Origin of the sequence: Chitinophaga sp. XS-30 (genome assembly GCF_008086345.1) — a bacterium.
Taxonomy (GTDB): domain Bacteria; phylum Bacteroidota; class Bacteroidia; order Chitinophagales; family Chitinophagaceae; genus Chitinophaga.
On the sequence record NZ_CP043006.1, the window covers coordinates 1,131,154 to 1,156,077 of the forward strand.

16 protein-coding genes are annotated in these 24,924 nt (G+C 47.4%); 11 read left to right on the top strand and 5 right to left on the bottom strand.

Annotated features, from left to right (window positions below; genetic code table 11):
• The first annotated feature begins 16 nt into the window (after positions 1-16).
• The 4 genes from FW415_RS04780 (at position 17) to FW415_RS04795 (ending at position 4,036) form a co-directional block, all read left to right on the top strand.
• Positions 17-1,414 carry a TlpA family protein disulfide reductase gene (locus tag FW415_RS04780; protein ID WP_168208667.1) on the top strand — a complete coding sequence of 466 codons (1,398 nt, stop codon included), beginning with the start codon at positions 17-19 and terminating at the stop codon, positions 1,412-1,414.
• Positions 1,415-1,530: 116 nt separating this feature from the next.
• Positions 1,531-2,232, top strand: a complete 702-nt coding sequence (locus FW415_RS04785) for a porin family protein (protein ID WP_148383150.1) — start codon at positions 1,531-1,533, stop codon at positions 2,230-2,232.
• An 80-nt stretch (positions 2,233-2,312) separates the two neighbouring features.
• Positions 2,313-2,948 carry a porin family protein gene (locus FW415_RS04790; RefSeq protein WP_148383151.1) on the top strand — a complete coding sequence of 212 codons (636 nt, stop codon included), beginning with the start codon at positions 2,313-2,315 and terminating at the stop codon, positions 2,946-2,948.
• Positions 2,949-3,325: 377 nt separating this feature from the next.
• Complete coding sequence (locus FW415_RS04795) at positions 3,326-4,036, top strand: outer membrane beta-barrel protein (protein ID WP_148383152.1); 711 nt, start codon at positions 3,326-3,328, stop codon at positions 4,034-4,036.
• A 241-nt stretch (positions 4,037-4,277) separates the two neighbouring features.
• Here the strand turns inward: FW415_RS04795 and metF are convergent, their stop codons facing one another.
• Positions 4,278-5,231, bottom strand: coding sequence for a methylenetetrahydrofolate reductase [NAD(P)H] (gene metF / locus FW415_RS04800; RefSeq protein ID WP_148383153.1), 954 nt, complete (start codon positions 5,229-5,231; stop codon positions 4,278-4,280).
• Positions 5,232-5,412: 181 nt separating this feature from the next.
• On the opposite strand from metF, the gene lptB reads away from it, so the two are divergent.
• From lptB to FW415_RS04830, 6 genes are all read left to right on the top strand, one after another.
• Positions 5,413-6,177, top strand: coding sequence for an LPS export ABC transporter ATP-binding protein (gene lptB, locus FW415_RS04805; protein ID WP_148383154.1), 765 nt, complete (start codon positions 5,413-5,415; stop codon positions 6,175-6,177).
• A gap of 27 nt (positions 6,178-6,204) precedes the next feature.
• Positions 6,205-7,728 carry a GH3 auxin-responsive promoter family protein gene (locus FW415_RS04810; protein ID WP_148383155.1) on the top strand — a complete coding sequence of 508 codons (1,524 nt, stop codon included), beginning with the start codon at positions 6,205-6,207 and terminating at the stop codon, positions 7,726-7,728.
• Positions 7,729-7,792: 64 nt separating this feature from the next.
• Positions 7,793-8,542, top strand: a complete 750-nt coding sequence (gene fabG / locus FW415_RS04815) for a 3-oxoacyl-[acyl-carrier-protein] reductase (RefSeq protein WP_148383156.1) — start codon at positions 7,793-7,795, stop codon at positions 8,540-8,542.
• A gap of 153 nt (positions 8,543-8,695) precedes the next feature.
• Entirely contained in the window at positions 8,696-12,130 is a 3,435-nt protein-coding gene (locus tag FW415_RS04820) for a hypothetical protein (RefSeq protein WP_148383157.1), read from the top strand.
• 36 nt (positions 12,131-12,166) lie between these two features.
• Positions 12,167-17,659, top strand: coding sequence for a DUF6443 domain-containing protein (locus FW415_RS04825; RefSeq protein WP_148383158.1), 5,493 nt, complete (start codon positions 12,167-12,169; stop codon positions 17,657-17,659).
• Positions 17,647-17,997, top strand: coding sequence for a DUF2019 domain-containing protein (locus tag FW415_RS04830; RefSeq protein WP_148383159.1), 351 nt, complete (start codon positions 17,647-17,649; stop codon positions 17,995-17,997). The genes FW415_RS04825 and FW415_RS04830 overlap by 13 nt, the downstream gene beginning before the upstream one ends.
• 369 nt (positions 17,998-18,366) lie before the next feature.
• On the opposite strand, the gene FW415_RS04835 is transcribed toward FW415_RS04830, so the two are convergent.
• Entirely contained in the window at positions 18,367-19,245 is an 879-nt protein-coding gene (locus FW415_RS04835) for an SMP-30/gluconolactonase/LRE family protein (protein ID WP_148383160.1), read from the bottom strand.
• A 59-nt stretch (positions 19,246-19,304) separates the two neighbouring features.
• On the opposite strand from FW415_RS04835, the gene FW415_RS04840 reads away from it, so the two are divergent.
• A complete protein-coding gene (locus tag FW415_RS04840) occupies positions 19,305-20,357 on the top strand; it encodes a nucleoid-associated protein (protein WP_148383161.1) in 1,053 nt (350 codons plus the stop codon).
• A 116-nt stretch (positions 20,358-20,473) separates the two neighbouring features.
• Here the strand turns inward: FW415_RS04840 and FW415_RS04845 are convergent, their stop codons facing one another.
• The 3 genes from FW415_RS04845 to FW415_RS04855 form a co-directional block, all read right to left on the bottom strand.
• Entirely contained in the window at positions 20,474-21,910 is a 1,437-nt protein-coding gene (locus FW415_RS04845) for a rhomboid family intramembrane serine protease (protein WP_148383162.1), read from the bottom strand.
• 122 nt (positions 21,911-22,032) lie between these two features.
• A complete protein-coding gene (ricT, locus tag FW415_RS04850; RefSeq protein WP_148383163.1) occupies positions 22,033-23,580 on the bottom strand; it encodes a regulatory iron-sulfur-containing complex subunit RicT in 1,548 nt (515 codons plus the stop codon).
• 134 nt (positions 23,581-23,714) lie between these two features.
• Positions 23,715-24,851, bottom strand: a complete 1,137-nt coding sequence (locus FW415_RS04855) for a hypothetical protein (protein WP_148383164.1) — start codon at positions 24,849-24,851, stop codon at positions 23,715-23,717.
• Positions 24,852-24,924 lie beyond the last annotated feature (73 nt).

Consider the following 24,924-nt stretch of genomic DNA (forward strand, 5'->3'; position numbering starts at 1 on the left):
TACTTTTATTGCACCTATGCAAAATCTGCTATGCTTATTATGCTGCCTTTGCAGCGCTTTCACCCTTAAGGCACAGGGTTATGAGATCACCGTCAGGATCAATGGATACCAGTCCGGATACCTTTATCTCGGGCATTACATGGGCAAAACCACTTATGTGATGGATTCCGCCCGCATCAATGCGGATGGTGTAGCCGTTCTCAAAGGCGCGGAGAAACAGCCCGGGGGCATTTACCTGATCGTATTGCCCGGCAAGAAAAGGTATTTCGAGATGCTGATGGACGAGGTCCAGACCTTTTCCATAGTCGCGGACACGGCGGACCTGGTAGGAAAAACCGAGTATAAAGGGTCTCCGGACAATGATATGTTCAAGGCCTATAACCGTTTCCTGGCATCCCAGGGGGCGGCACGGGGAGAGATACAACGGCAGCTCGCCACAGCCCGTACGGCAGCGGATACCGCCAAAGTAGCCCCGCTCACCGCCGAACTCGGCAAAAAGCTCCAGGAGTATCGCGATGAAGTGATAAAACAACACCCCAAGTCTCTGCTGGCAGCCATTTTCAGGGCCATGCGGGAGCCGGAGGTGAAACCCATGGCGCGGAAAGCAGACGGCTCGCTGGATTCCACATACCCCTACCGTTACTTTAAAGCCCATTACTGGGATGATGTGGACCTGTCCGACGGAAGGCTTGTACGCACACCCATCATCGAAACAAGGTTGAACCGTTATTTTACCCAGCTTGTGGCTCCCGTACCCGATTCCGTGATCGTGGAAGCGGATGCGCTGGTGAAAAAAACAGGCGGGGATAAAGAAAGCTTCAAGTTCCTGGTATGGTGGCTTACGCTGCAATATGAAGCATCGCCCATCATGGGGATGGATGCGGTATTCGTACATCTTGTAGAGAAGTATTACGTAAGCGGCCAGGCATTCTGGGTAACAGAGGAGCAGAATCAGAAGATCATCGACCGTGCTTATACCATGGCTCCGAATCTCATCGGGCAGAAAGGAGCGCCTCTGCCGTTGCAGGACACGGCCGGCAAACCCGCATCCCTGTACGACATCAAGTCAAAATACACCATACTCGTTTTCTGGGACCCCACCTGCGGCCACTGCATCACCGAAGTGCCCCGGCTGGATTCCGCTTTCAACGCCAGCTGGAAGCAAAAGGGCGCGGTAATGTTCGGTGTCAAAACCGAAGGGACGCAGGAAGAATGGCTGAAGTTCATCAAAGAAAAAAAACTCAAGGGCTGGATACATGCCTGGGACCCCGGATATAAAAGCAATTACCGGCGTTTTTATGACGTGTACAGCACACCGCTCGTATATCTGCTCGACGAAAACAAAAAGATATTAGCAAAGCGCCTGGGTGTGGAACAATTGGAAGATTTTCTGCAACGGGCAATGCGGGAATAAAATATCAAACCGTCCTTTCGGGCTTCTGTAACAAATTGATTTTCATCATGATATAGGTTGATAAAAACCCTTTGGCACAGTCTTTGACTTTATCATCATAACCAAAACTTAAGGTTATGACGAAAAAGATAGTGCTATCACTTATGGCAGTCGGGTTGTCTGCAGCAGCAATGGCCCAGGTACGTGTCGGCATTAAAGGTGGGCTGAACATGGCAAATATTACTACAACAAACAGCGGAGCTGTTGACAATAGCAGAGTTTTACCTTCTTTTCATATCGGTGCCATTGCGGACTTTCCTCTTTCAGAGATTATCTCCTTTCAGCCTGGTGTTTTCTATACCGGTAAAGGCTCCAAGCTGGAAAGAGGGGACGACAGCAACGTTACCGGTTACTTCAGATCGGAAACAAACCCACGTTACATTGAGGTCCCTCTTAACTTTGTAGGCAAGATTCCCGTTGGCGGACAAACGAAACTGTTCCTGGGCGTTGGCCCGTATGCCGCATTTGGCGTAGGGGGACAGAATAAATATGAGTTTAATTCCCCGCTTGGTGAAATGACAGGTGAATCTTCCATCAAATGGGATGATGACACCCCCTTCACCGATGACGACCCCAACCAGGGCTTTGACAAATACAAGAGATTTGACTACGGCGGTAATATTCTGGCCGGTGTGGAGTTCGGCAACTTCCTGATCTCCGCCCAATACGGCCTTGGCTTAGGTAAAATACTGTCCGGTTCAGACAACAGCAGCAACGACAAGAGCAAAAACAGGGTATGGGCCTTCTCTCTGGGATACCTGTTAGGCGGCAACCGTTAAAGAATTTTGCTGTTCAGCACGATTTATACTGTCCCATTCATCCTGACATATAAGTTTTTCTAAAACAACAAAAGTAAATCATGAAAAAAGTACTGTTATCCGTAGCAGCGCTGTTCTTCGCCGGTGCATCCTTTGCACAGGTGAAGTTCGGTGTGACTGCAGGACCGAGTTTCTCCAGTTACACAAGTAAAGTAAGTGGGGACAAAGAAACCAGCAAACTGATGACTGGCCTGCGTGCAGGCATAACCGTGGATCTTCCGCTGGCAGATGAATTCTACATTCAGCCGAGCCTGCTTTATGTAGGTAAAGGCGGGATGATGGAGTCGGAGAACTTTGATCTGAAGCTGAAAACCCGTATCAATTACCTGGAGTTGCCGATCAATTTTATGTACAAACCGGAAGTAGGCAATGGCAATATCTTTATAGGGTTCGGCCCTTACATCGCATACGGTTTGGGGGGTAAAAGCGAGTTGGCGGACGATAACGGCAATAAGCTGAGCAGTGACATCGAGTGGGGCAATGACAACATGAGCCAGATGAAAAGGCTTGATGCCGGCGCCAACTTCCAGTTCGGCTATGAGTTCCCCATGGGCTTCAACATCGGCCTGCATACAGACCTGGGCCTGGTGAATGCGCGCGGTAACGGTGACGACGACAACTCCTTCCGGAATACTTCATTCGGGGTATCCGTAGGATATAAGTTCGGTGCGCGGTAAGTAAGGCAAGCAACTGATATACCGGCTGGTTAGGCATTACCATTAATTGTAATGCCTGACCAGCCGTTTTGTTTTGCCGGAATTTTTCTGCCGGCCGAACTTTTCCGATGAATGACTGTTATACATCTTGCCCCTGATAGCATTTTGAATGAGCGGTCTGCCGGGCGCCGGGTTATTTTTTTGTTATCGGCCGGCCTCCTTTGGCAGAGGGCTTTTATTTCGAAAATTTAAGCAGTATGTTTGGGTCATTATTCTTTCGAGGGACAGTCATTTACATTCATCGTTTAATTAACTGAAAGCCGCTGCATCCGAATACACCCAGCGGAAATTTAGGTACTCTCCTATTACGAAAACCCCCTGTTTAAAACCTTATCTGTATGAAGAGAGTTTTACTGCTTTTTATTGTTCTGATCTATGCATTCCATAGCAGCGGACAGGTGAGTATGGGCCTGAGGTCCGGCTACACCGCTGCGAGCCTGGAAGTGACCGGCGAAACCGGGGGCGGCACCGGGGAAACGGCGGGAGGGTACACCACCTTTCACGGCTGGCATCTTGACCTGGTGATAAACGTGCCCGTGTACGAGGGGCTTTATTTCCAGCCTGTTATCCGTTACATCACAAAAGGGACGGGTTTCGGCAGGCCGCAGCCCATTAAGCCGGAGCTGTCCGGTGCTTATGTGCCGGCCGGCAGCAAGTTGCAGCTCAACTACCTGGAGTTGCCGTTAAACGTCGTATATAAGTTCCCGTTAGGCAGCGGCAAGGTCACCGCAGGGCTCGGACCATATGTGGCCGCCGGCCTGAAAGGGCGTTATCATTTCAACATTGTGCAGAACGGGCGCAACATTACCAACAATTCAAAGCAGGTGCAGTTTTCGCGAAAGGCCAACGATAACCTGGCTGTTGTCAGGATGTATCCCTGGGATGCGGGGGCCAATTTTGCCCTGGGCTATGAATTCAACAATGGCATTATGCTGGGCGCCAACTACAGTATGGGAATGACCGATGTTGACCGCAGCGAATACACCACCAGCCGGAACCGTTACCTGGCCGTAAGTGTAGGGTTCCTGTTCAATCGCGAAGATTACTGAATAATTTCCCCGGACGGGGACGTTTCAAAAGATAAGACCTGAGGGAAACCAGTTCCGGAAGGTCAGAAAATAGCGGGTATTCCGGGTTTCCGGGGTATCCGCTTTTTTTATTCCGGCCATGGGGGTAAGGATATTTTGCCGCGTCTTAATAGCAGCAATACATCACAATAAGTTTCTAAACAAAAGGTGTGACAGTTATAGGGAAAAAATGCCATCGCGTATCTACGCAATGGCCATTTTTTTATTTGATAGATTCTACCACTTTACGGATCACATGCGGTTTGCCCAGGGTATAGTAGTGCAGGACGGGCATTCCGGCGGCTTTAAGTTCTTTGGATTGCTGGATGAGCCATTCCGTGCCCACCTGTTCCACTTCCTTGTCCGTTTTGCATTTCATGGCTTCAATGGCCAGGTCGTCCGGCATGTCCACATGAAATGTGCGCGGCAGTATGGTCAGTTGTTTTTTAGTGGTCAGCGGCTTCAGCCCCGGGATGATGGGTATTTTAATGTCCGCTTCGCGGCATTTGGCCACGAAATCGAAGAACTTCTGGTTATCGAAGAACATCTGGGTGACGATATAATCCGCTCCGGCCTCTACTTTACGCTGCAGGTATTTCATGTCCGTAGCCATATTCGGGGCTTCGAAATGTTTTTCCGGGTATGCCGCCACGCCGATGCAGAACTTCGTTTTAACACCGCCCATGAGTTCTTCCTCCAGGTAAATGCCGTTGTTCATCTGCGCGACCTGGTGAAGCAGGTCGATCGCATAGCGGTGGCCGTTGGGGTGCGGTTCGAAGAATGTTTCGTTCTTCGGGGCGTCGCCGCGCAGCACCAGCACATTGTCAATCCCGAGGAAAGCCAGGTCGATAAGGGCATTTTCCGTTTCTTCCTTGCTGAAGCCTCCGCAGATGAGGTGAGGCACGGCGTCCACATTGTAATGGTTCATGATGGCGGCGCAGATACCCACAGTGCCGGGGCGTTTGCGGATCTCCACCTTGTCGAAAGACCCGTCCGCACGTTTTTTGAACATATGCTCGCTGCGATGGTAGGTCACATTGATATACGAGGGCTTGAACTCCATCAGGGGGTCCAGGTGGTCGTAAATAGACTCAATGCTTTTGCCTTTGAGCGGAGGCAGTATCTCGAAAGATATCAGGGTGTCCTTTGCCTGTGCAATATGTTCAGTAACTTTCATCTGTTAATAATTGATTTTTTAGTGGCCAGATGAAACCTCGCATCACCATGCTTGGTTTCATAATATTTGGGTATTCTTGTAAAAACCTCGCAAAAATAGTATTTAGCCCAATAATTAACTAATAGCTGTTCAAACCGCTGTCCATTCACCGATTTTGTTATTTTTGCTAAGTTTCAATAATATGGCGTTAAAAATACACACACAGGAGCTGGTAAAGCGTTACCGCAGCAGAACGGTGGTCAACCATGTGTCCGTAGAGGTTACACAGGGCGAGATCGTGGGGCTGCTGGGGCCCAACGGAGCGGGCAAGACCACTACATTCTATATGGTAGTGGGCCTTGTGAAGCCGGACGAGGGGGAAGTGTTCCTGAATGAAGAGAATATTACCAAGCTGCCGATGTACAAGCGGGCACAGATGGGTATCGGCTACCTGCCACAGGAGGCCAGCGTTTTCCGTAAGCTGAGCGTGGAGGACAATATCGCTGCCGTACTGGAGATGACGAAGCTGAGCAAGGCGGACCAGAAGGAGAAACTGGAATCCCTCCTGGGCGAGTTCCGCCTGCAGCACGTACGCAAGAGCCCCGGAGATGTATTGAGCGGCGGGGAGCGCCGGAGAACGGAAATTGCCCGCGCACTGGCCGTTGACCCCAAATTCATACTGCTGGATGAGCCTTTCGCCGGGATCGACCCCATTGCGGTGGAGGATATCCAGGGCATTGTGGCCAAGTTGAAATACCGGAACATCGGTATCCTGATCACGGACCACAATGTACAGGAAACACTCTCCATCACGGACAGGGCCTATCTGTTGTTCGAGGGCAAAATACTGAAGGCCGGCACCGCAGAGGAACTGGCGGAAGATGAACAGGTGAGAAAAGTGTATCTTGGCCAGAATTTCGTACTTCGCCGGAAAGATTACCTCGACGAAGCCGCTAAGAATCAATAACCTATCAAAACCCTGGCAAAAACCGGTATGAAGATTTTAAGTCCAGCGCTGTCACAATTGGCCAGAATTCGCATGGGCCGCATTGAGCATTTCATGCAATATCCGCTGCAGATCCAGCAACAGGTATTCCAGAATCTGCTCAGCGCTGCGCAATACACCGAATTTGGCAAACAGTACGGCCTCTCCACGCTTTTCAGACTGGAGGAATTCAAGCAGCGGGTCCCGGTTCACAACTATGAAAGCATGAAACCTTACATCCAGCGTGTGATGGAGGGCGAGCAAAATGTGATCTGGAACACCCCCATCAAATGGTTCGCAAAATCCAGCGGCACCACAGCAGACAAAAGCAAATTCATCCCCATTTCCCAGGAAAGCCTCGATGAATGCCATTATCGCTCCGGGCGCGATGTTTTTTCCCTTTATTACAACAACTTTCCCGATTCCGATGTGCTCACCGGCAAATCGCTCGTGATCGGCGGCAGCCACCAGGTGAATAAACTATCCCCTGACAGTGACAGTTATTATGGGGACCTGAGCGCCGTGATGCTGCAGAACATGCCCTTCTACGGGCATATGATCCGCACGCCGGACCTGTCCATCGCGCTGATGGACGAATGGGAGGAAAAAATAGAACGGATGGCCAATGCCGTCATCCACGAAAACGTGACCTCCATCGCCGGTGTGCCTACATGGACCATCGTGCTGATCAAAAGGATATTTGAACTGACCGGCACAGACAACCTGGCCGACGTCTGGCCGAACCTGGAACTGTACATGCACGGCGGCGTGAGCTTCACGCCCTATCGGGAACAGTTCAAAAAACTGATCCGCAAGCCGGGGATGAACTACCTGGAATCATACAATGCCTCCGAAGGCTTCTTTGCCGCCCAGGATGTGATCGGCGAAGAAGGGCTGCTGCTGTTCCTCAACCACGGCATCTTCTATGAATTCCTGCCGATGGAGGAATATGGGAAGGATTTCCCCCGCACCTTGCAACTGCATGAAGTAGAGACAGGCCGGAACTATGCCCTTATCATCAGCACCAACGGCGGTCTCTGGAGATATCTTGTGGGTGATACCATCCAGTTCGTGTCCTTGTCGCCCTTCCGCATCAGGGTGAGCGGCCGCACCAAATCTTTTATTAACGCTTTCGGTGAAGAACTGATCGTAGATAATACGGATAAAGCTATTGCAAAAGCCTGCGAGGAAACCGGCGCTACCGTGAACGACTATACGGCGGCTCCCGTTTATTTCAGCGATGAAGGCAACGGCGGGCATGAATGGCTGATAGAGTTCGAGAACAGGCCGGCTGACATCGAGCGGTTCATAGACGTGCTGGACGACACGCTCAAAGCCATCAACTCCGATTATGAAGCCAAACGGCACAAGAATATTGCGCTGTACCGCCCCACTGTGCATCTGCTGGAAGCGGGCACTTTCACCGAATGGCTGAAAAGCAAGGGCAAACTGGGCGGTCAGCATAAAGTTCCACGACTGAATAATGAAAGGAACGTATTGGAAGAGATCCTTCGTTTTATTGAAAAACACTGAGCGACAGGATAATTTTTCTATTACCTTCGTTCATCAAATTAAAGCTAAACCTATCTGTTAAAAAATGAAATTACTTAACAACAAAGTAGCCATCGTAACAGGCGCCAGCCGTGGGATCGGTGAAGCGATAGCGCTGAAATTCGCGGATGAAGGCGCCCATGTTGCATTTACTTATGTTAGCTCGGACGAAAAGGCGAAAGCGCTGGAAGCAAAACTGATCGCCAAAGGGGTGAAAGCCAAAGCCTATAAAAGCAATGCCGGTGTTTTTGAGGATTGCGAAGCCCTTGTGAATGATGTGATGAAGGAATTCGGTACGGTGGACATCTGTGTGAACAATGCCGGTATCTCAAAAGATAACCTGCTGTTGCGCCTCAGTGCTGAACAGTGGGATGAAGTGATGGACGTGAACCTGAAGAGTGTATTTAATATGACCAAGCTGGTGATGCGCCCGATGATGAAAGCCAAAAGCGGCAGCATCATCAACATGAGCTCTATCATCGGTATAAAAGGGAATGCCGGCCAGAGCAGCTATGCGGCATCAAAGGCGGGGATCATCGGTTTTTCCAAATCCATCGCGCAGGAGATCGGCAGCCGCAATATCCGCGTGAATGCAGTGGCGCCGGGTTTTGTGGAAACGGATATGACGCATTACCTGAAAGATGGCGAAGGCGCGAAAGCTTACCTGGACCAGATCCCGCTGGGCAAGTTCGGGTCTCCGGAGGATATCGCGAATGTATGCCTGTTCCTGGCTTCCGATATGGGGGCGTATGTAACGGGGCAGGTGATCAGTGTTTGCGGGGGGTTGAATACGTAATAGATTATTTTTTATATGTCGGCCGCAGGTTTACAGCCTGCGGCTTTTTTTATTGTGTTAAAAAGTGGAATACAGAACAATGCCGGATTAAGTTGCATTTTTCAAATAATAATGTATTTTTAAAGTATTGTTTAAGCCGTAGCCCGATTATCTATGAAGTATATTCTAACTCTTGTCTTATTATTCGTTTTAAGGGTACATACTTTTTCCCAGGTTGATCTGTCAACTGGCAAGGCGGAATTTTCAACGCCTCTTTTCAGCTATAATGACCCAAATAGATTAAACTATGGTCTTGTTCTGAACTACACAGGAGGGGGCGGTGTTAAAGTTGATGAAATTGCTTCTGAAGTTGGGCTGGGCTGGAATCTGAACAGCGGAGGGGTCATTAGTCGTCAGCAGAATGGAGAACCAGATGACCAGCACAGAAGTGGAGTTACATATCTGTTAAGCGGGTATCTTTACTCGCAATACGCTCCGGGAAGTGCTTGCAGCAAAAGACTTGGATGGGTTCCCATTTCCCAGTTTTATGATCAGGTTAATTTTCTGGATAGTGACGCTGCGGACAAAGAGCAGGACATTTTTCATTTTAATTTCAATGGCAAATCTGGTTCATTTGTTATTGGAAAGAATAACGAATGTGTTAGCCTTACTAACTCCAGGTTGAAAATAACGAAAGTAGATGAAGATATGTCTGCCAATAATATTGTTACCCGGATTACGAAATTTATTATTACAGACGATGACGGCATTCAATATATATTCAATGAGAAGCAGCTAAGCAGGCTTTACAAATATGGGGACACTCATACTAGCATTGGCGTTACCCCGGAATTTAGTACGCCCGGATTTTGCTCGTTAAGCCAGGAAGGATATTTATTGACAGATTATTCTATAGTGACCGATTGGTATCTGTCTGAAATTAAAAACCCGTTGACCAATAAAAGTATAGTTATAAACTATGAAGGATATGATCTGTCATACCTGGGCGCACGGCGGCCATTTTTCACCAGATCATATATGAATGGGGAATACAGAACCAATATTGTTGATGTACGTCAAAGATTTATTGGTGTTTTGAAACGAGTAAGCAGTGTGTTGTTTCCCAATGACAGGAAGATAGAATTTGAGTATAACTCCTACGACCGGGTTGACTTACCGGGATCGAGATCATTGAACAAGGTACTTGTTAAACAAGGGGCAACCTTGCTATTTGGATATCAGTTTGGTTACAAATACTTTTCGAAAGGGGATCTTAGGGACGTTACATATACGTTTCCAAGCGCAGAAGCTCCAAATGCCAGAATGTGTTTAACTTCTTTCCGAAAGTTCGGGCCAAATGATTTTTTTGACCAGCCATACGAGTTTACGTATTATCAGGGCCCAAGCTCTACAGATAAGGAAAATTGGGTGCCTCCTCGAAATAGCATTATGCAGGATTATTTCGGATACTATAATAATATTCCCGAAGGAGCTTATGAAGGAACTAATCAATATCAAACGGCGGATTTTACCTTTCACAACCTTCACAGAAAATTTCATACTCCAAGGAACAACCTACCTTATAATGATCCCGGGAGGCTTCCCGGTGGGGCAACTCACATTTATGTTGCCGCGAAAAACGGTGCATTAAAGAAGATAAAATTGCCAAATGGAGGCTTCATGGAGTTTGAATACGAGCCGAATACAGCGCAATCTTCATCAGGTCAGAAAGTTATGGGAGGTGTGCGCGTAAAGAAAGTTATTTTGAATGATGGATTGAGTGGCACTAATGATATGACCACCGAATATAAGTATGTTCGGGAAGATGGAACAACATCCGGTTGGGGATATGAAGAGCCAGTATTGACGGGCACAAGAAGAGCAATAAGCAAACAACCTGCTGGTGGAAACTACTATGTATCTACAGTTGTCTACGCATTAGCCAGGGCTCCAATCGGAGGAAAGTTCATTTATTTCAACAATGGGGCAAGCATGGTTCATCAGGATAAATCTTATTCTGATCAATCAAATAGTGCTATTATATCTATTGTTAAAACGTTTTTTATTTACGTTGCACTGCAAATTTTTAATGGAGGAGGAGCGACTATCACAATTGATTCTGATATAGCTGTAACAGTTCCATTTACGGCTCATAACCCGCTCCCGTTCTCATACTCAAGAGTGGAAGTATATAAAGGCAGTTCAACGGACTATATAGGTAAAACCGTTTATGAATATACTTCCCCCGAAGATTACCCCCTTCTGGTCCCGGTACTTGAGAAACCGTATTCAGGCAGGCCCCGGTTTATGCCATGGGCATATGGGCTATTAAAGCGAATGACAGTGTACACTAAAAATAATCGAATTGTAAAAGACATATTTCATAAGTATGCTATTTACTCTTCGAACATGAACAGTGATTTTGCAAATAGTAAATGTCAACCATTACAGACGTACATGTCTACATTGGCAGACGCGGAAGCAGGGCAGCATTATATTACGTTCAACAGCGACTTTTATTTTCAAATATCGGGGAGATCGGAGTTAGTTTCAACTGTTGATAGAACATATGATCTGACAGGGCACTATAAAGAATCGGTTTTAGACTATTCGTATGATCCAGACAGCTACCTGATAAAGAAGATCAGTACTAGCAATGATCGTGGGGAACTGGTGGAAAAGAGAGTTTATTACCCCCAGGATTATACTGTTGCCGGTGTTCTTCAGCAAATGAAAGCTGCCAATATTGTTGGTGAGCCGGTTTCAACTGAAACATGGCTTTTCAAAACTCCTTCAGACCCCCGTCTCATGGAATTGAACGTGAAGGATTTTCAAGGTATTTCAAATGGCGACTTCATGCCGGTGAGGAAATATGAGTTGCAAACAGCGGCTCCTATACCAGAATCAGTGATTCAATCTTTTAATCCGAGTCAACTTATCAGAAATACTACGTATATAAAAGAAGACAGTTACGCAACGTTTAATAGCAACGGATCCCCATCGCAAATAATTCAGAAGAATCATTTGGGAAGCATTATTTATGACGCGGCTGGTATGACCGGCATCGCAACGGTAGAGAATGCTTCAATATCCAATATAGCGTTTACCAGTTTTGAGGCGGGTGAACCAGGAAACTGGACAATTGTCGGTTTACCACAATATGTCAGTGATACAACTGTCCCTACAGGGATCCGATGTTTGTCAATACAGAGTGTTACCAGGCTTGAAAAATCGGGTTTGGAAGCCAATCGAAAGTACCGGGTGACGTATTGGTCAAAAAATGCTAGTATTTCTGTGACAGGGGGAACATTGCTGGAAAATAAAACGGGCAACACAATAAATGGATGGACTTTTTGTCAACTCCTGTTTTCAGGCGCACAAGCCATTTCGATTTCTGGAAGTGGGTTGATTGACGAAGTGCGCCTGTTCCCGTTGGGTGCCAGGATGAATACAATAACGCATGATGAGGGCGGGAATGTCACCTCGGAATGTGCGACTGACAATACGGTGTTAAAATATGAATTTGATGAATTGGGCAGGATAAAATACACTAAAGACCAGTATGGAAATATTCTCAGATACATGGAGTATCATAATAGACAACTATAAAGAAAAGAATCAAAAGTTACACCCTAAACCTGTACAATGCAGAATTTCATCTTTAGAATTGCCTTGTTTTCCCTTGTGCTTCAATTTGGGTGGACAGAATATGTATGTGGCCAGGCAAATATTTCGGGACCTACTACCGTTCATGTAAATTCGACTTACACATACGTTCTGTTTGGCGGTTCCGGAAACATAATGTGGGTAGCCCCACCAGGCGGCAATATTGTCTCGTACGGATCGGGTAACCAGTCGGTCACCATTCAATGGACGCAGACGGGAATTTTTGAACTGGAGGCGTATTATGGCGGCACCTTTGATCCTGCAACGCTATCTGTGATAGTTGCTACTCCACTGCAAGGCGGCACAATTGGATCCCTGAAACCATCCTGGGTGTACGGAGAGGAAATGGAGGTGCTTACAAATGTCACGCCCTCCACGGGAGGTGCTTGTGCTGTCCCTAATTCACCATCATCAGTATCATATCTATGGGAGCACTCTTATGATAATGTGGTATTCAATTACATACCTGGGGCAACATCACCCGAATACAGGGCAAAAGAACCCATAACAAAAACTACATATTATAGACGTAGAGCGTATTGCGGTTCAGAAGAGGCGTCTAGCAATACTGTTACGGTAAATGTTCAGCCTTTGCTGGTTGCAGGACGAATCGCGTCGTCACAGGTGATTGGTCCTTCCGGTACTCCCACTGCGCTAGCAGGTGTTGATAATCCAGGTGGTGGAACAGGTACTTTTACCTACCAGTGGGAACAATCTTTGGATGGACTTGCCTGGAACCTCATAAATGGAGCAACGGGAAGTTCTTACCAACCGCCGTCACTTTCACAGAATACCTTTTATCGCAGGAAGGTAGTGTCGGATGTTCAGACGAGATATTCAAATACAGTAAAAATTTTGGTTAAGAATAATATTGTACAAAATAAACCGGCAAATACCATAGTAAACCCTTCTGAAGCGGAAAGAACTATTCCTGATTACTCAGGCATTACATCCAGCCATCTGAACAAGGTCTCACAGTATGATATTTCCAGACCAGGTGTTACCAATGAAGCACAGGTTCTTGCCCTAACACAAAGAACGGATTTCAAAAGAACAACAGCGTACATTGATGGCATCGGGAGGATGTTGCAATATGTTCTACATAAATCAAGTACCTCCGGGAAAGATATTATAGATTTTGCAGTCTATGACAAATATGGCAAACAAACCGTAAAATTTTTACCCTACCCGGCCTCAACGGATCAGAATAATGGAGGAAGCTTCCGTACCAATGTAGCATCGGAACAGGAAGCCTTTTATGATGGCCTTACACAAAATTCAGAAGGATACTATTATAGTGCTTATCAGGCGGAGCAATCCGAATTCAGCAGGATCAGTCAGGTGATGGCTCCTGGCAAAAGTTTTGCCGGACAAAAGTCAGGAAATCGTGAAGAAAGCCGTATTAGCAATACTTTTGATAAAGTCCGTCTTTGGACTATAGGAGATGAAGAGGGGGCATTTCCTGTCAGCTTAGAGGAGTATGGTTCCGGTAGACTAACCGTAAACGTTCATACCACAGCCCAGGAAGAAACAGTGACAACATATCTTGATGCCAAAGGGAAGGTAGTATGCACATCCCTGAAGTCCGGCATTACAGATATGGAAGATGAAGGCATCCGAACCTACTATGTGTATAATGATCTTGGACAATTAAGGTATATTATTACTCCGCAAGCGCTTAAATACTGCAAAACAAATAACATTTGGGACCTTAATGCATCCACAGCAACCAGGAATATTGCGAAGGAACTTTGTTATAGGTATTATTACAACAACAAAGGATGGTTAATACAAAAGCAGTTACCGGGTGTTGAAGGAGGTGCAGAATATTTTATTTATGATTCCAGAGGCCGGCTGGTTTTTGCCCAAAATCCATTGATGCGTGCTACAAATCCCGGTCAATGGGTACTTTATTTTTATGATGAGTTGGACAGGCTGCTTATAACAGCATTATATACTGATCCATCAGCAACGTATTCCAGTCTTGAAGCAATGCTTGACACTCCTTCAGGAAATGTAAGCATTGTTCATACGCTTCCGCCCATTGAAGATCTTTATATAGATACAAGAGATGTAAGTGTACCAAAATATGAAGCAACCAAAAGCATAAATATTCTTTCAGGTTTCGAAACGGAAGCTGGCGCAAATATTACATTTGAGATAAGCGCTACCCCTACTCCCCGAACAGAGACTTTTATAGTCAATAACCCTGTTCCTGATATCTCAGGATACGAAGTATTAGCCATTTTATATTATGATAACTACGACTGGTCTGGAGCCCACCCTTTTAGCACAGCATTTCAGAACACCGGCGGAAGCAATCCGTATGTTGAGGCTGTTATACCAAGGCGTATTGCTACCGGGAAGCTAACAGGCGTCAGGCAGGCAGTCAGGGAGAAGGGCATTATGCTCAGCACAACCATTTATTATGATGAATATAGCAGAGAAATACAGAGCCATTCAGAAAATATTGCAGGAGGTGTGGATGTTTATACAACTCAGTATGACTTTTCCGGGAAAGTTGTATCAAGCTATATTCATCATAAGAATCCGCAATCCGCCAGTACCCCTGAACTCAATGTATTGACAAAGTTCATATATGAAAACGGTGACCAATTGAAAGAAGTGCATCACACATTGGTAGGGCAGCCAGGAATGAGCGAAAAAATACTGAATTCGTTTACTTATGATGAAAGAGGAGCCGTAAAAACCCAGACCCTTGGTAATCTCGAAGCATTGAATTTCGATTATACGCTCCACGGGAACTTGAGCGGGATTAATGCGGGGTACTCCCGAGATAAAGGAGATCCACATTATTTTGGGATGGAGATTTTTTATGATAAAGGCTTTGAAGCTACCAGAAAGGATGGTGGAATTGCGGGCGTTACGTGGAGAAGAAGAGGAAATGATGATGAGGCCCACGCATATGGATATAAGTATGATCATGCAGGACGTCTGGTAAAAGCAGACTATACCCAAAACACTGCAGGTACCTGGTCCAGCGATTTGGCGGATTTTAAAGTCGCAATTCCTGCATATGATGATAATGGGAATATTAAACAAATGACCCAGGATGGAATGTTGCTCGGCAATGTCAAAGCTGTTCTGGACAATTTGGTATATCAATATGAAAACAATGAATACAGCAATCGGCTAAGATCAGTTACCGATGACAAAGGAAACCAACAGCAGGGGGATTTTAAGGATTTTAATGACGGCGGAGCAGACTACTTTTATGATGTTGAGGGGAATATAATTAAGGATAAGAATAGAGGTATTTCCATCTCGTACAATTATTTGGTAAATAAGCCCGCTAAAATATCTTTTGATGATGACCCCGGCAAAAGTATTGAATATGTGTATTCCGTAAACGGAAATAAGCTACAGCAAATTGTAAAATCGGAGGGAATCACTACCACATATTCATACATTAATGGATTTATTTATAAGAATAATGAACTGATGCTGTTCCCGCATTTTAGCGGCCGTGTCAGAAAAAATGCAAATAGCCAATGGATATATGATTACTTTATACAGGACCATGTGGGGAATGTACGAACTGTGATAACTGAGGAAACAAATATAGTCCCGTACAGAGCAACGCATGAAGTAACTCCCCAACCTACACCACCTGTTCCCGAACGGGAGATGTTTAATTTTGCAGTTGAACCGGAGAATATACCTGTAGGGCATAAATTCTACGACTATGCGGGCACTAATAGAAAGTTTATCAAACTGAATGGAAATACACCGGAAAGGAGAATTGGCACAAGTAAAGTGCTTCGCGTGATGGCTGGAGATAATATAGAAGTTGGAGTAATGTCATATTATGCCCAGAATTCTCCCGATAATAATGTGCCCAACCAGCCGGTAAATCAGATCCTTTCCCAATTGGTGAACGCATTTTTGGGGTCTGCCACGACAGTTATACCTAATGGTCATGGTAACTTACTCCAAAGTACCAGCAACGGAACAGTGCTGAATACACAGGATATTTCCTCTTTCATCTCAACCAACCAGGGCAATAATCCAAGTTCTCAGGTACCGAAAGCATACTTGAACTATGTTTTATTTGATGACAACTTCAAAATGGTGACAGGCGGCGCATTACGTGTCAGCCAGCCTGATGCCATCACCCCATTGGCCGCACAATTAAGCATAACAAAGAATGGCTACGTATATGTGTATCCTAGTAACGAAAGCCCGACAGATGTATATTTTGATGATCTGATAGTAAAGCACACAACAGGTCATTTGCTTCAGGAAGATTCCTATTACCCGTTTGGGTTATCTATTAGGGCCTTGAGTAGTAAGGCATTAAACCGGGAAAAGAATAACTACCTGTTCAATGGCATTGAAAAGTTATCCGAGTTTGACCTTGAGATATATGATGCATTTTATAGAAACCTGGACCCACAAATAGGCAGGTGGTGGCAGCGTGACCCTGCATCTGAAAAGTACGCGTCTCATTCGCCGTATAATCTTAGTGGGAATAACCCTGTTAATTATTCAGACCCATTAGGTGATGATTGGTTCAAGGGGCGTGGAGATGCTTATATTTGGTTGGAGAGCACGGATATGCGTGTAGTTTACAATGGTGAATTATGGGAAAACATAGGTAAAGTACTGAAAATAGAGAAAAACGGGCTTTCTCACCTTTTTATAGGGAAAGATTTAACGCATATTGGCCTGGTTGATGGAAGTGAAGGAGCAACCCCTTTTCATAGCGGACAACAGGAGTTCGTTCGTTTCCTTGTCGCAAATATTGATGCAGAAGTGGTCAATAACCTTCAACGAGACATGCTCAGGGGAAAGCTGAAAAGGGAGACTACATATGCAAAGGGTATATATGGTGGAGTTCCTGCTGAGCGAATTGACCAGTTGAGGCGTGAAGTTAGTGAAGAGTTTATTCCGTCCCTCAAGGATGCTTACGCTGCAAAAATTTCCGGCATTGACCCCTCTACTTTTGGGTATGCAATAAACCCGCTTGCCAGGGCAAATTATGCGGGAGCAAGAGCAAGGACGGTATTTACGAATGATGAGGCTATGAGTTTGTTCTCTAAAACCGGGTTCGAAGTGGCAACCGCATGGGCCGGGTCCCTTTCTTTTGTCAAACCGCAGTTTAAGGCTGCTACAAGGGCGATTGTTAAGGAAGCGGGACGGGGATTTAAGTCTTTTTCAGCGTTTAAAAGAGCAATGGGGCCGGCCGGAGAAGGCCTGGCCTGGCATCATATAGTAGAACAACATGCGGATAATATTGCAAAGTTTGGAGCCGAAAATATTCATAATATAAACAATCTTATTAAATTGCCACATGGCGCAGGCTCAATTCACGCTAAAGTAACGGGACATTATAACTCCCTCATGCCTGGTACGAGCATGCGGGTTAGAGATCACGTAAAAACATTAAGCTTCGAGCAACAGTACCAATATGGAATAGACGTATTAAAACGATTTGGATGGACTCCTTGACAATAAGAGAAAATATAAAGGCGAAATTTCTGGATAAAGCCATAGAGCATGGCAACGCCATATCGGTTGGCGACCATAAAAAGGCAAATAAGATTCACAAAAAAATACAAGCCTTGTATAATCAAGCAAAAGAACAGAACCAAGCTGATGTTTTTAGTGAATTGCTTGACAACGCTGATGAAAATGTTAGACTTTGGGCAGCCACATTTACTTTAAAAGTATTTCCTGAATTAGCTGAGAAATCCTTAATAAGTTTGTCGGAATTATCAAGTATAACTGGTTTATCAGCAAAGACAACACTTCATTTGTGGAAAGAAGGCAAGCTAAATTTACTTTAACAGAGGAAGCTGTCAGTATAGGTAAAAAAAGACAGTCGGGGGTTACGGTCGTATCTCTTATTCCGGTAAATCAGTCCGTTTTCAGAAGCTTTTGTTATAGACGGCATCGACTTTATTTCTATAGGAACAGCACCGATTATTAAATGCGCTGCTTCAGCAATTCCAACAAGGCAAAAAATTTTCAAACAGCTTACCCGGCCAAGTATGATTGGCCAACTGGACCTCGTTCTAAATTCCTATAGTCGCTTTTCTTGACGAATATGGAATCCGATCCCGTACTCGTTAAGAAGTTATAAATCTAATTGATTAGTTGTTTGAGGCATTCATCCGCATCCATGATGAGAAATTCTCACATCTGTCGCACAAACCTCAATACCCCTTCCCCGCAATCTCCACCCTGAACATCTCTATGCACTTCCGGTCCTGCATCGTTACAAAAACCGTTTTCCCGTCTTCCCCGCCGAACACCAGGTTGCTGCAGGATTTGCCTTTCAGCGGTATTTCCCGGATCTGGTCGCCGGCCGGGGAAAGCACCACGATAGTGCCTTTACCGTAACGGGTGATATACAGGTTGCCCGCTTTATCGCACTTCATGCCATCCAGCCCGAAATCCGGGAAAACAGCAAAGAGTTTTTTATTGGAAATGCTGCCATTTTCGGCCACATCGTACTTCCAGACCTTGCGTTGTACGCTTTCATTGAAGTACAGCACTTTTTCATCAGGACTCAGCTCAATACCATTGGTGGTACCAAGGCTATCCGCCAGCGGAAAGGGCCTGCCCCCTTTGAGAATGATCCAGAGCTTGCCGGTGCCGTCTTTCCAGTTGGGATCGGAGGCGTAGAGGTGGTCTTTTTTGCTGATGCAAAGATCATTGGGCTGGTTGAAAGCCGGGTTATGCAGATAGGTGCTGATCTTCTTTGATTTCATATCCACCTTCAGCACTTTATGCCCTTTGAAGTCGGCCAGGAACATTTCCCCGCCCTTGCGGGAGAATTGAATGCTGTTGGCGATGCTGCCTTCCGGCAGGGTCACGAAAATCTCGCCGGTACCGTCTTTGGCGATGGCGCCGACAGTACCGTCCTGCCCGAAGTTCACCACATAGAGATTGCCGTTTTTATCGAAAGCCGGGCCTTCTATATTCGAGGAAAAAAGATTCTCGGCCGTGAAATCTTTGGCGGTGTACAGGGAATCCTGGGCGGATGCGGTAATAACGCCAAGCAGGCAAAGGGCAGTGAGCAGCTGTTTCATGCAGGTAAATTAAATTTTTTTAACGGAAAATTTCCAAATGCTCCTAATTTGCAGCCCGTATGATTCATGTATCAGATATCAAAGACCTGGAAAGGCTCACGATCCACAAGGTGGGCAACGCCACGAATGAAGACCCGCTGGTATTGTCGCAACAGCCACTGGAGCTGAAAGACGAGACCATCGGCGCCCTGCTGCTGAGCTATTTCATCCAGCCCTTCACGAACAATGCGGAATATTTCCGGTTTTACCATGAAGCGGATATTCAGCTCAATGAAGTGTACAAATATTGCAGCCTGATCTTTGAAGACCCGGAAAACTTCCAGGAACAGTCGGTCAACATCGCCAAACATCTTTATAAACACTCTACCCACCCCAAGATCAAAGGGGGAGAATTATACATTGTGCATTTCTCAAAATGCCAGGTGGATGGGGAAGAAGTGGAGGCGATCGGCATTTTCAAGTCGGAGAACCGGGATACTTACCTCAAAGTGTTCCTCAGTAATGACAATTATGAGGTGAATTATGATGATGGCATCAATATCAACAAACTGGACAAAGGCTGCCTGGTATTCAACGTGGGGAGGGAAGAAGGATATAAAGTGAGTATTGTGGACAGCATCAGCAAACAGAACGAAGCGGTGTACTGGAAAGATGCTTTTCTGCAGGTACAGCGGCGGGAGGACAGCTACCACCAGACGGAGACCATGGTGAGCATCTGCCAGCAGTTCATCCAGAAGAAGTTACCGGAGGAATTTGACATGAACCGGGTAGACCAGATAGAGCTGCTGAAAAAATCCGCTACCTACTTCAAGGAAAAGGAACAGTTTCAGGCAGATGAGTTTGCCGAAGAAGTGCTGGGGCACCCTGATGCAGTGGATGCTTTCCGGAATTACCGGGAACATTTCCGGGATGAATACCGGCTGGATGTGCCGGACGAATTTGATATTTCCTCTCCCGCGGTAAAGAAACAACAGCGGGTCTTTAAAAGCATCCTCAAGCTGGACAGGAACTTTCACGTCTATATCCATGGCAACCGCGAGATGATCGAGAGAGGATTTGACGAAGAACGGAACATGAATTATTACAAGTTGTATTTCGAGGAGGAGAAGTAAACGGGTGCATACCATGGAACCCCTTCATTGTTTTCCTGCGGATCGGGTGCAACTGGCAGATCAGTTGCTTCCTTATTGTGACCTGCGGTTGACCGGTCTTCGGCCGTCCGGAGTCACTACCAGTTCAGCTGCTTCCTTATCCTGCTCAGTTCCTGCAAGGCATCGATGATCTGTTTGTCATACGCGTTCCCACCTTCACGAAGGGTCCTGTAGCTGTAGGCAAACATGTTCCGCTGTGTCACAAAAAGCCTGCGCATGATCCTGTTGCGCTCCCGCGCGTCCCGGCTAAGGGACAGGGAATCGATCTCATCCATAATGCGCAGGTTCTCATCCATATAATAAATACCAAAATTCCGCAGCCATTTTTTCCGGGCTTCCTCGGATACTACGCTGTAACTGCCCTGCGCCATGGTAAAATTGTATCCGAGCGTTTCCACTTTTGCGATGTAGATGCTGACATCGCGCGGCAGGGCAAAGTAAACAGCCAGGATAAGCATGAGGATGGCAGATGTTGCCACCCGGGTGCTTGTTGCCCGCCTGGAGGGATCTATAAGGCCGGGATACAACAGCCACGCCATGAGCATACCGCAGAGCAGGCCGCTGATATGTGCGGCATGGTCTATCCGGTTGGTGAAGAAAACGAGCGACAGCCGGAGGATGATGTAAATACCGATGCTGATGAGCAGTGCGCGGCGTTCTCCGGGGGGTAGCAAACGGCGCAGCAACAGCATGAGTATAAACCCGAACAGGCCGAACATGGCGCCGGAAGCCCCGATGGAGGGCGTAATGTCATACCACCACAGGCTGCCCAGGGCCGAAACGACAGCGCAGGAGAGATACAGCAGGAGATAGCGCCATTTGCCCAGCAGCGGCTCCAGGTAAACGCCGCAGATCATGATGCCGTACATATTGAAGAAGAGATGGAGCAGGTCCGCATGCAGGAAAGCAGCGCTTAACAGCCGCCAGGGCTGCCCGAACAGGGTCACTTCCTTGTAGTTGGCGCCGAAGGTTTCCAGCAGGCCGGTATCTATCATCCACCAGGCGCCTCCCTGGTAGAGCGTGACCAATGCCAGCAGGAGGTATATCACCACATTCAGCCCGATAATAACGGGTGTGATGTAATAACCGCTGACCGGCCGGAACACCCCGAAAGGCCCTTTTACCACCTGCCTGCTGTGGCTGAGTTGCGGAGCGATTGCGAATTGCTCTTCCGCTATATCTGCCAGTATTTCGGGACTGATGGTGAGCCCGGTTTGCGTGATGGCTTCCACCAGCCGCCGGATATTCTGCCTGTTGCGGCCAAAATCCAGCACCTGTGCGCCGGTGGAGAAACTGAACAACTCCAGTTCTCCGTCTGCTGTCAGGGTTACGCTCACCTGTTCATTCCAGGAGCGCAGGCTGAACGGGGTGAATGCGGTGATGCCATTTGCCGTGATCGCGGATATTTCCCAGCCCAGATCTGCCATGGCCATCCGGGTAATGAGCAGTTGTTCCGCCAGGCTGCGGTTTTCCAATGTGAATGTGGTGCTATATCGGGGAGGGAATCCGATCATTTACGGGATAATAAATCCGGGCGGTGGTATATTTGGTTCAGTCGTCCTGCCATGTTCCTGCAAGAAAAGAGGGTGTATCAAAATGATGCACCCTCTGGTATAATACGGTTCAATATTGCTTTTTATTGTTTGGGGTCCGGTTTCCGGGGAGGCCGGTTACGGTTCCTGTTGTTACCGCCCTGGCCACCAGGCTGTTGTGGTTTGTCTTCTCCCGGCACCCGTGGTTCGCGGTTTTCCTGGCGGGGAGGCCGTTCGCTGCGGGGCTGGCGTTGTTCACGTTGTTCGCCGGACTGCTGCGGCCGTTTTTCCCTTTGTTCGTTCCGCCGGGCTTCCCTGGGTTCTCCGGCTTTTTGCTCGGGGCGCGGGCCTTTTTGTTCTCCCCGTTGCGGCCGCTCTCCTCTTGGAGGGCGTTGCTGGCGGTTATCCGGACGTTGCTCCCGCTGTTTTTGCGGCTCCTTCTGTTCGCTGCGTTCTCCGCGGGGCTTTTGTTCCTGGGGTTTTTGTCCCCCTTTATTCGGCCGGGCTTCTTTCTGGTCTTTCTGCTTTTCGCGGGATTTCTGCTTGCGTTTCTGCGAAGCTTTTTCCAGCGAGCGGAGGCTGATCTGCCCAACCACATCTGCAAAACCAAGATCTGCTTCCTTGGGTTTGGTGGTCACCACTTCCACTGCTTTCAGTTCATCCGGTTTGATGCCCTGCTTGTTCTGCTGGTGGATCTCCTTTACGCGGGAGATGGTCAGCGGGTACTGTTTGCTGCTGTTGTCATAAGAATACCACATCAGGCTTTTGAAGATATCCCGCTTCTGCAGGGTAGCTTTTCCTCCCGAGGTTTCGATGGTATCACAGTCATCAGGGAAATCTTTCAGGGCATCCAGGTAGGTATCCAGCTCGTAATTGAGGCAGCATTTGAGGCGGCCGCACTGGCCGGAGAGTTTGGCCTGGTTGATGGAAAGGTTCTGATACCGCGCTGCGGTGGTATTAACGGATTTGAAATCAGTGAGCCAGGTGGAACAGCACAACTCCCGTCCACAACTGCCGATACCGCCCACCTTGCCGGCTTCCTGGCGGGCGCCGATCTGGCGCATTTCCACCTTTACCCTGAACTCGGAGGCATATATCTTGATCAGCTCACGGAAATCCACACGATCATCGGCGGTATAAAAGAAAGTGGCTTTACGGCCATCAGCCTGAATCTCCACTTCGGCCAGCTTCATTTCAAGGCCAAGCCCACGGGCAATTACCCGCGCCTTGATCAGCGCGTCATGCTCCCGTTTCTTGTTCTCGGCCATACGGTTCATGTCTTCCTGGGAAGCACGGCGCAACAGTTTTTTCACTTCAGGAGTGTCTTCCACCCGCCGCTTCTTCATTTGCAGCTTTACCAGTTCCCCGGTAAGACTGACCATGCCCACATCAAAACCGCTGATGCCTTCCACGGCCACCATCTCTCCTTTTTCAAAGAGCTGTTTGGTGGAATTGCGAAAGAAATCCTTGCGACTACCGTTATTGAAACTAACTTCTAAAATATCAAATGGTGCTACGCTATCACTCAAGGGTATATTGGACAGCCAGTTGAACACATTCAACCTGTTGCAACCTCCGCTGCTGCATCCTCCATTACTCTTGCATCCCGACGGCTTCCCTTCCGCACCCGTACCACATCCGGCACAAGCCATATATTACGGTTTATTTTTATTATGAAATAATTATTATCCCTGCATTCCCAGGTCACTAAAAGTACATATTTACTTCCATAATCAAAAGTGAGCATAGGGAATGAAGGCACAAAGGTAAGGGAAATTGTTGACAGCTAGACCGGCAGGGGCTTTCCCGAAAAAATGTACTGCAAGCGGATGGACAGGGCATGGAACAGTATTTTGCCGTTGGCATTCCGCTCGATATGGTAAAAAGCATTGTCCAGCGCTTCCGCGAGCTGCTCCATTTGCCCGAGATTGGCCAGTTTCTTCAGTTTTTCCGCAAAATCCACCTCCTCGTCCGAGAAGGCCAGCTGGCTGCTGTCCATATACTGCAGCCGGAGGCTGTGTTCCAGTACGTTAATGAAATACCGGAGGAACTGTTTCTGGTTCTCCCGTCCCACTTTCGGGCTGGCCATATGGTCTACCCACTCCTGCAGGCCTTTGCGGTTCTGCATGAAAATGCAATTGAGCCAGGTGCGCAACAATTCATGATAATCATTATCGGAATGTTGCAATAGTTGCAGGGCTTCCCGGTAATTGCCGGAGGCGATGGTGGCGATCTGGCGGGCCCGCTGTTCCGGAGCCTGGTTGCGCTCCACGAGGGCTTTTACCACTTCGTCCTTCGACAGGGGAGGGATCTTGATCAGTTGTGTGCGGGAGAGGATGGTGGCCAGTATCTGCTCCTGGTTTTCGGCAACCAGGATAAAAATGGTATTGAGAGGCGGCTCTTCTATCAGCTTTAATAGACGGTTGCCCTCATTGCCAAGGTATTCCGGCATCCACATCAGCAATATCTTGTACGGGCTTTCGAAACTTTTCAGGTTGAGCCTGCGGATGATATCCTGGCATTCATGGGCGGTGATATTTCCCTGTTTGTTTTCCGCGCCGATGAACTGCAGCCAGTCGTACGCATTGCCGTAGGGTTGCTGCGAGATGAATTCCCGCCATTCGGCCGCATAGTCTGTACTAAGGGGTTTATCCCCGGTTTTACGGGGGACGACGGGATAGGAAAAATGGATGTCCGGATGAATATATTGCGCTGCTTTCCTGCAGGCGGCGCATTGCCCGCAGGCGTCCTGCTCCCGGCGGTCCTCACACACCAGGTATTGCGCAAAGGCAAGCCCTGTCGGCAGTCCTCCCGCACCTTCCGGCGCCAGCATAATCATGGCATGACTGAGGCGGTTATGGTTCACGGCATGTAACAGCTGTTGCCGCGTTGCATCCTGCCCGATGATCTCTGAAAAATACATGGGCGTAAAAATACTTCATTTTAACATTCGGGGAGGACGGCGATTTTATACCGGATGGCAAACCGGCCTGTTC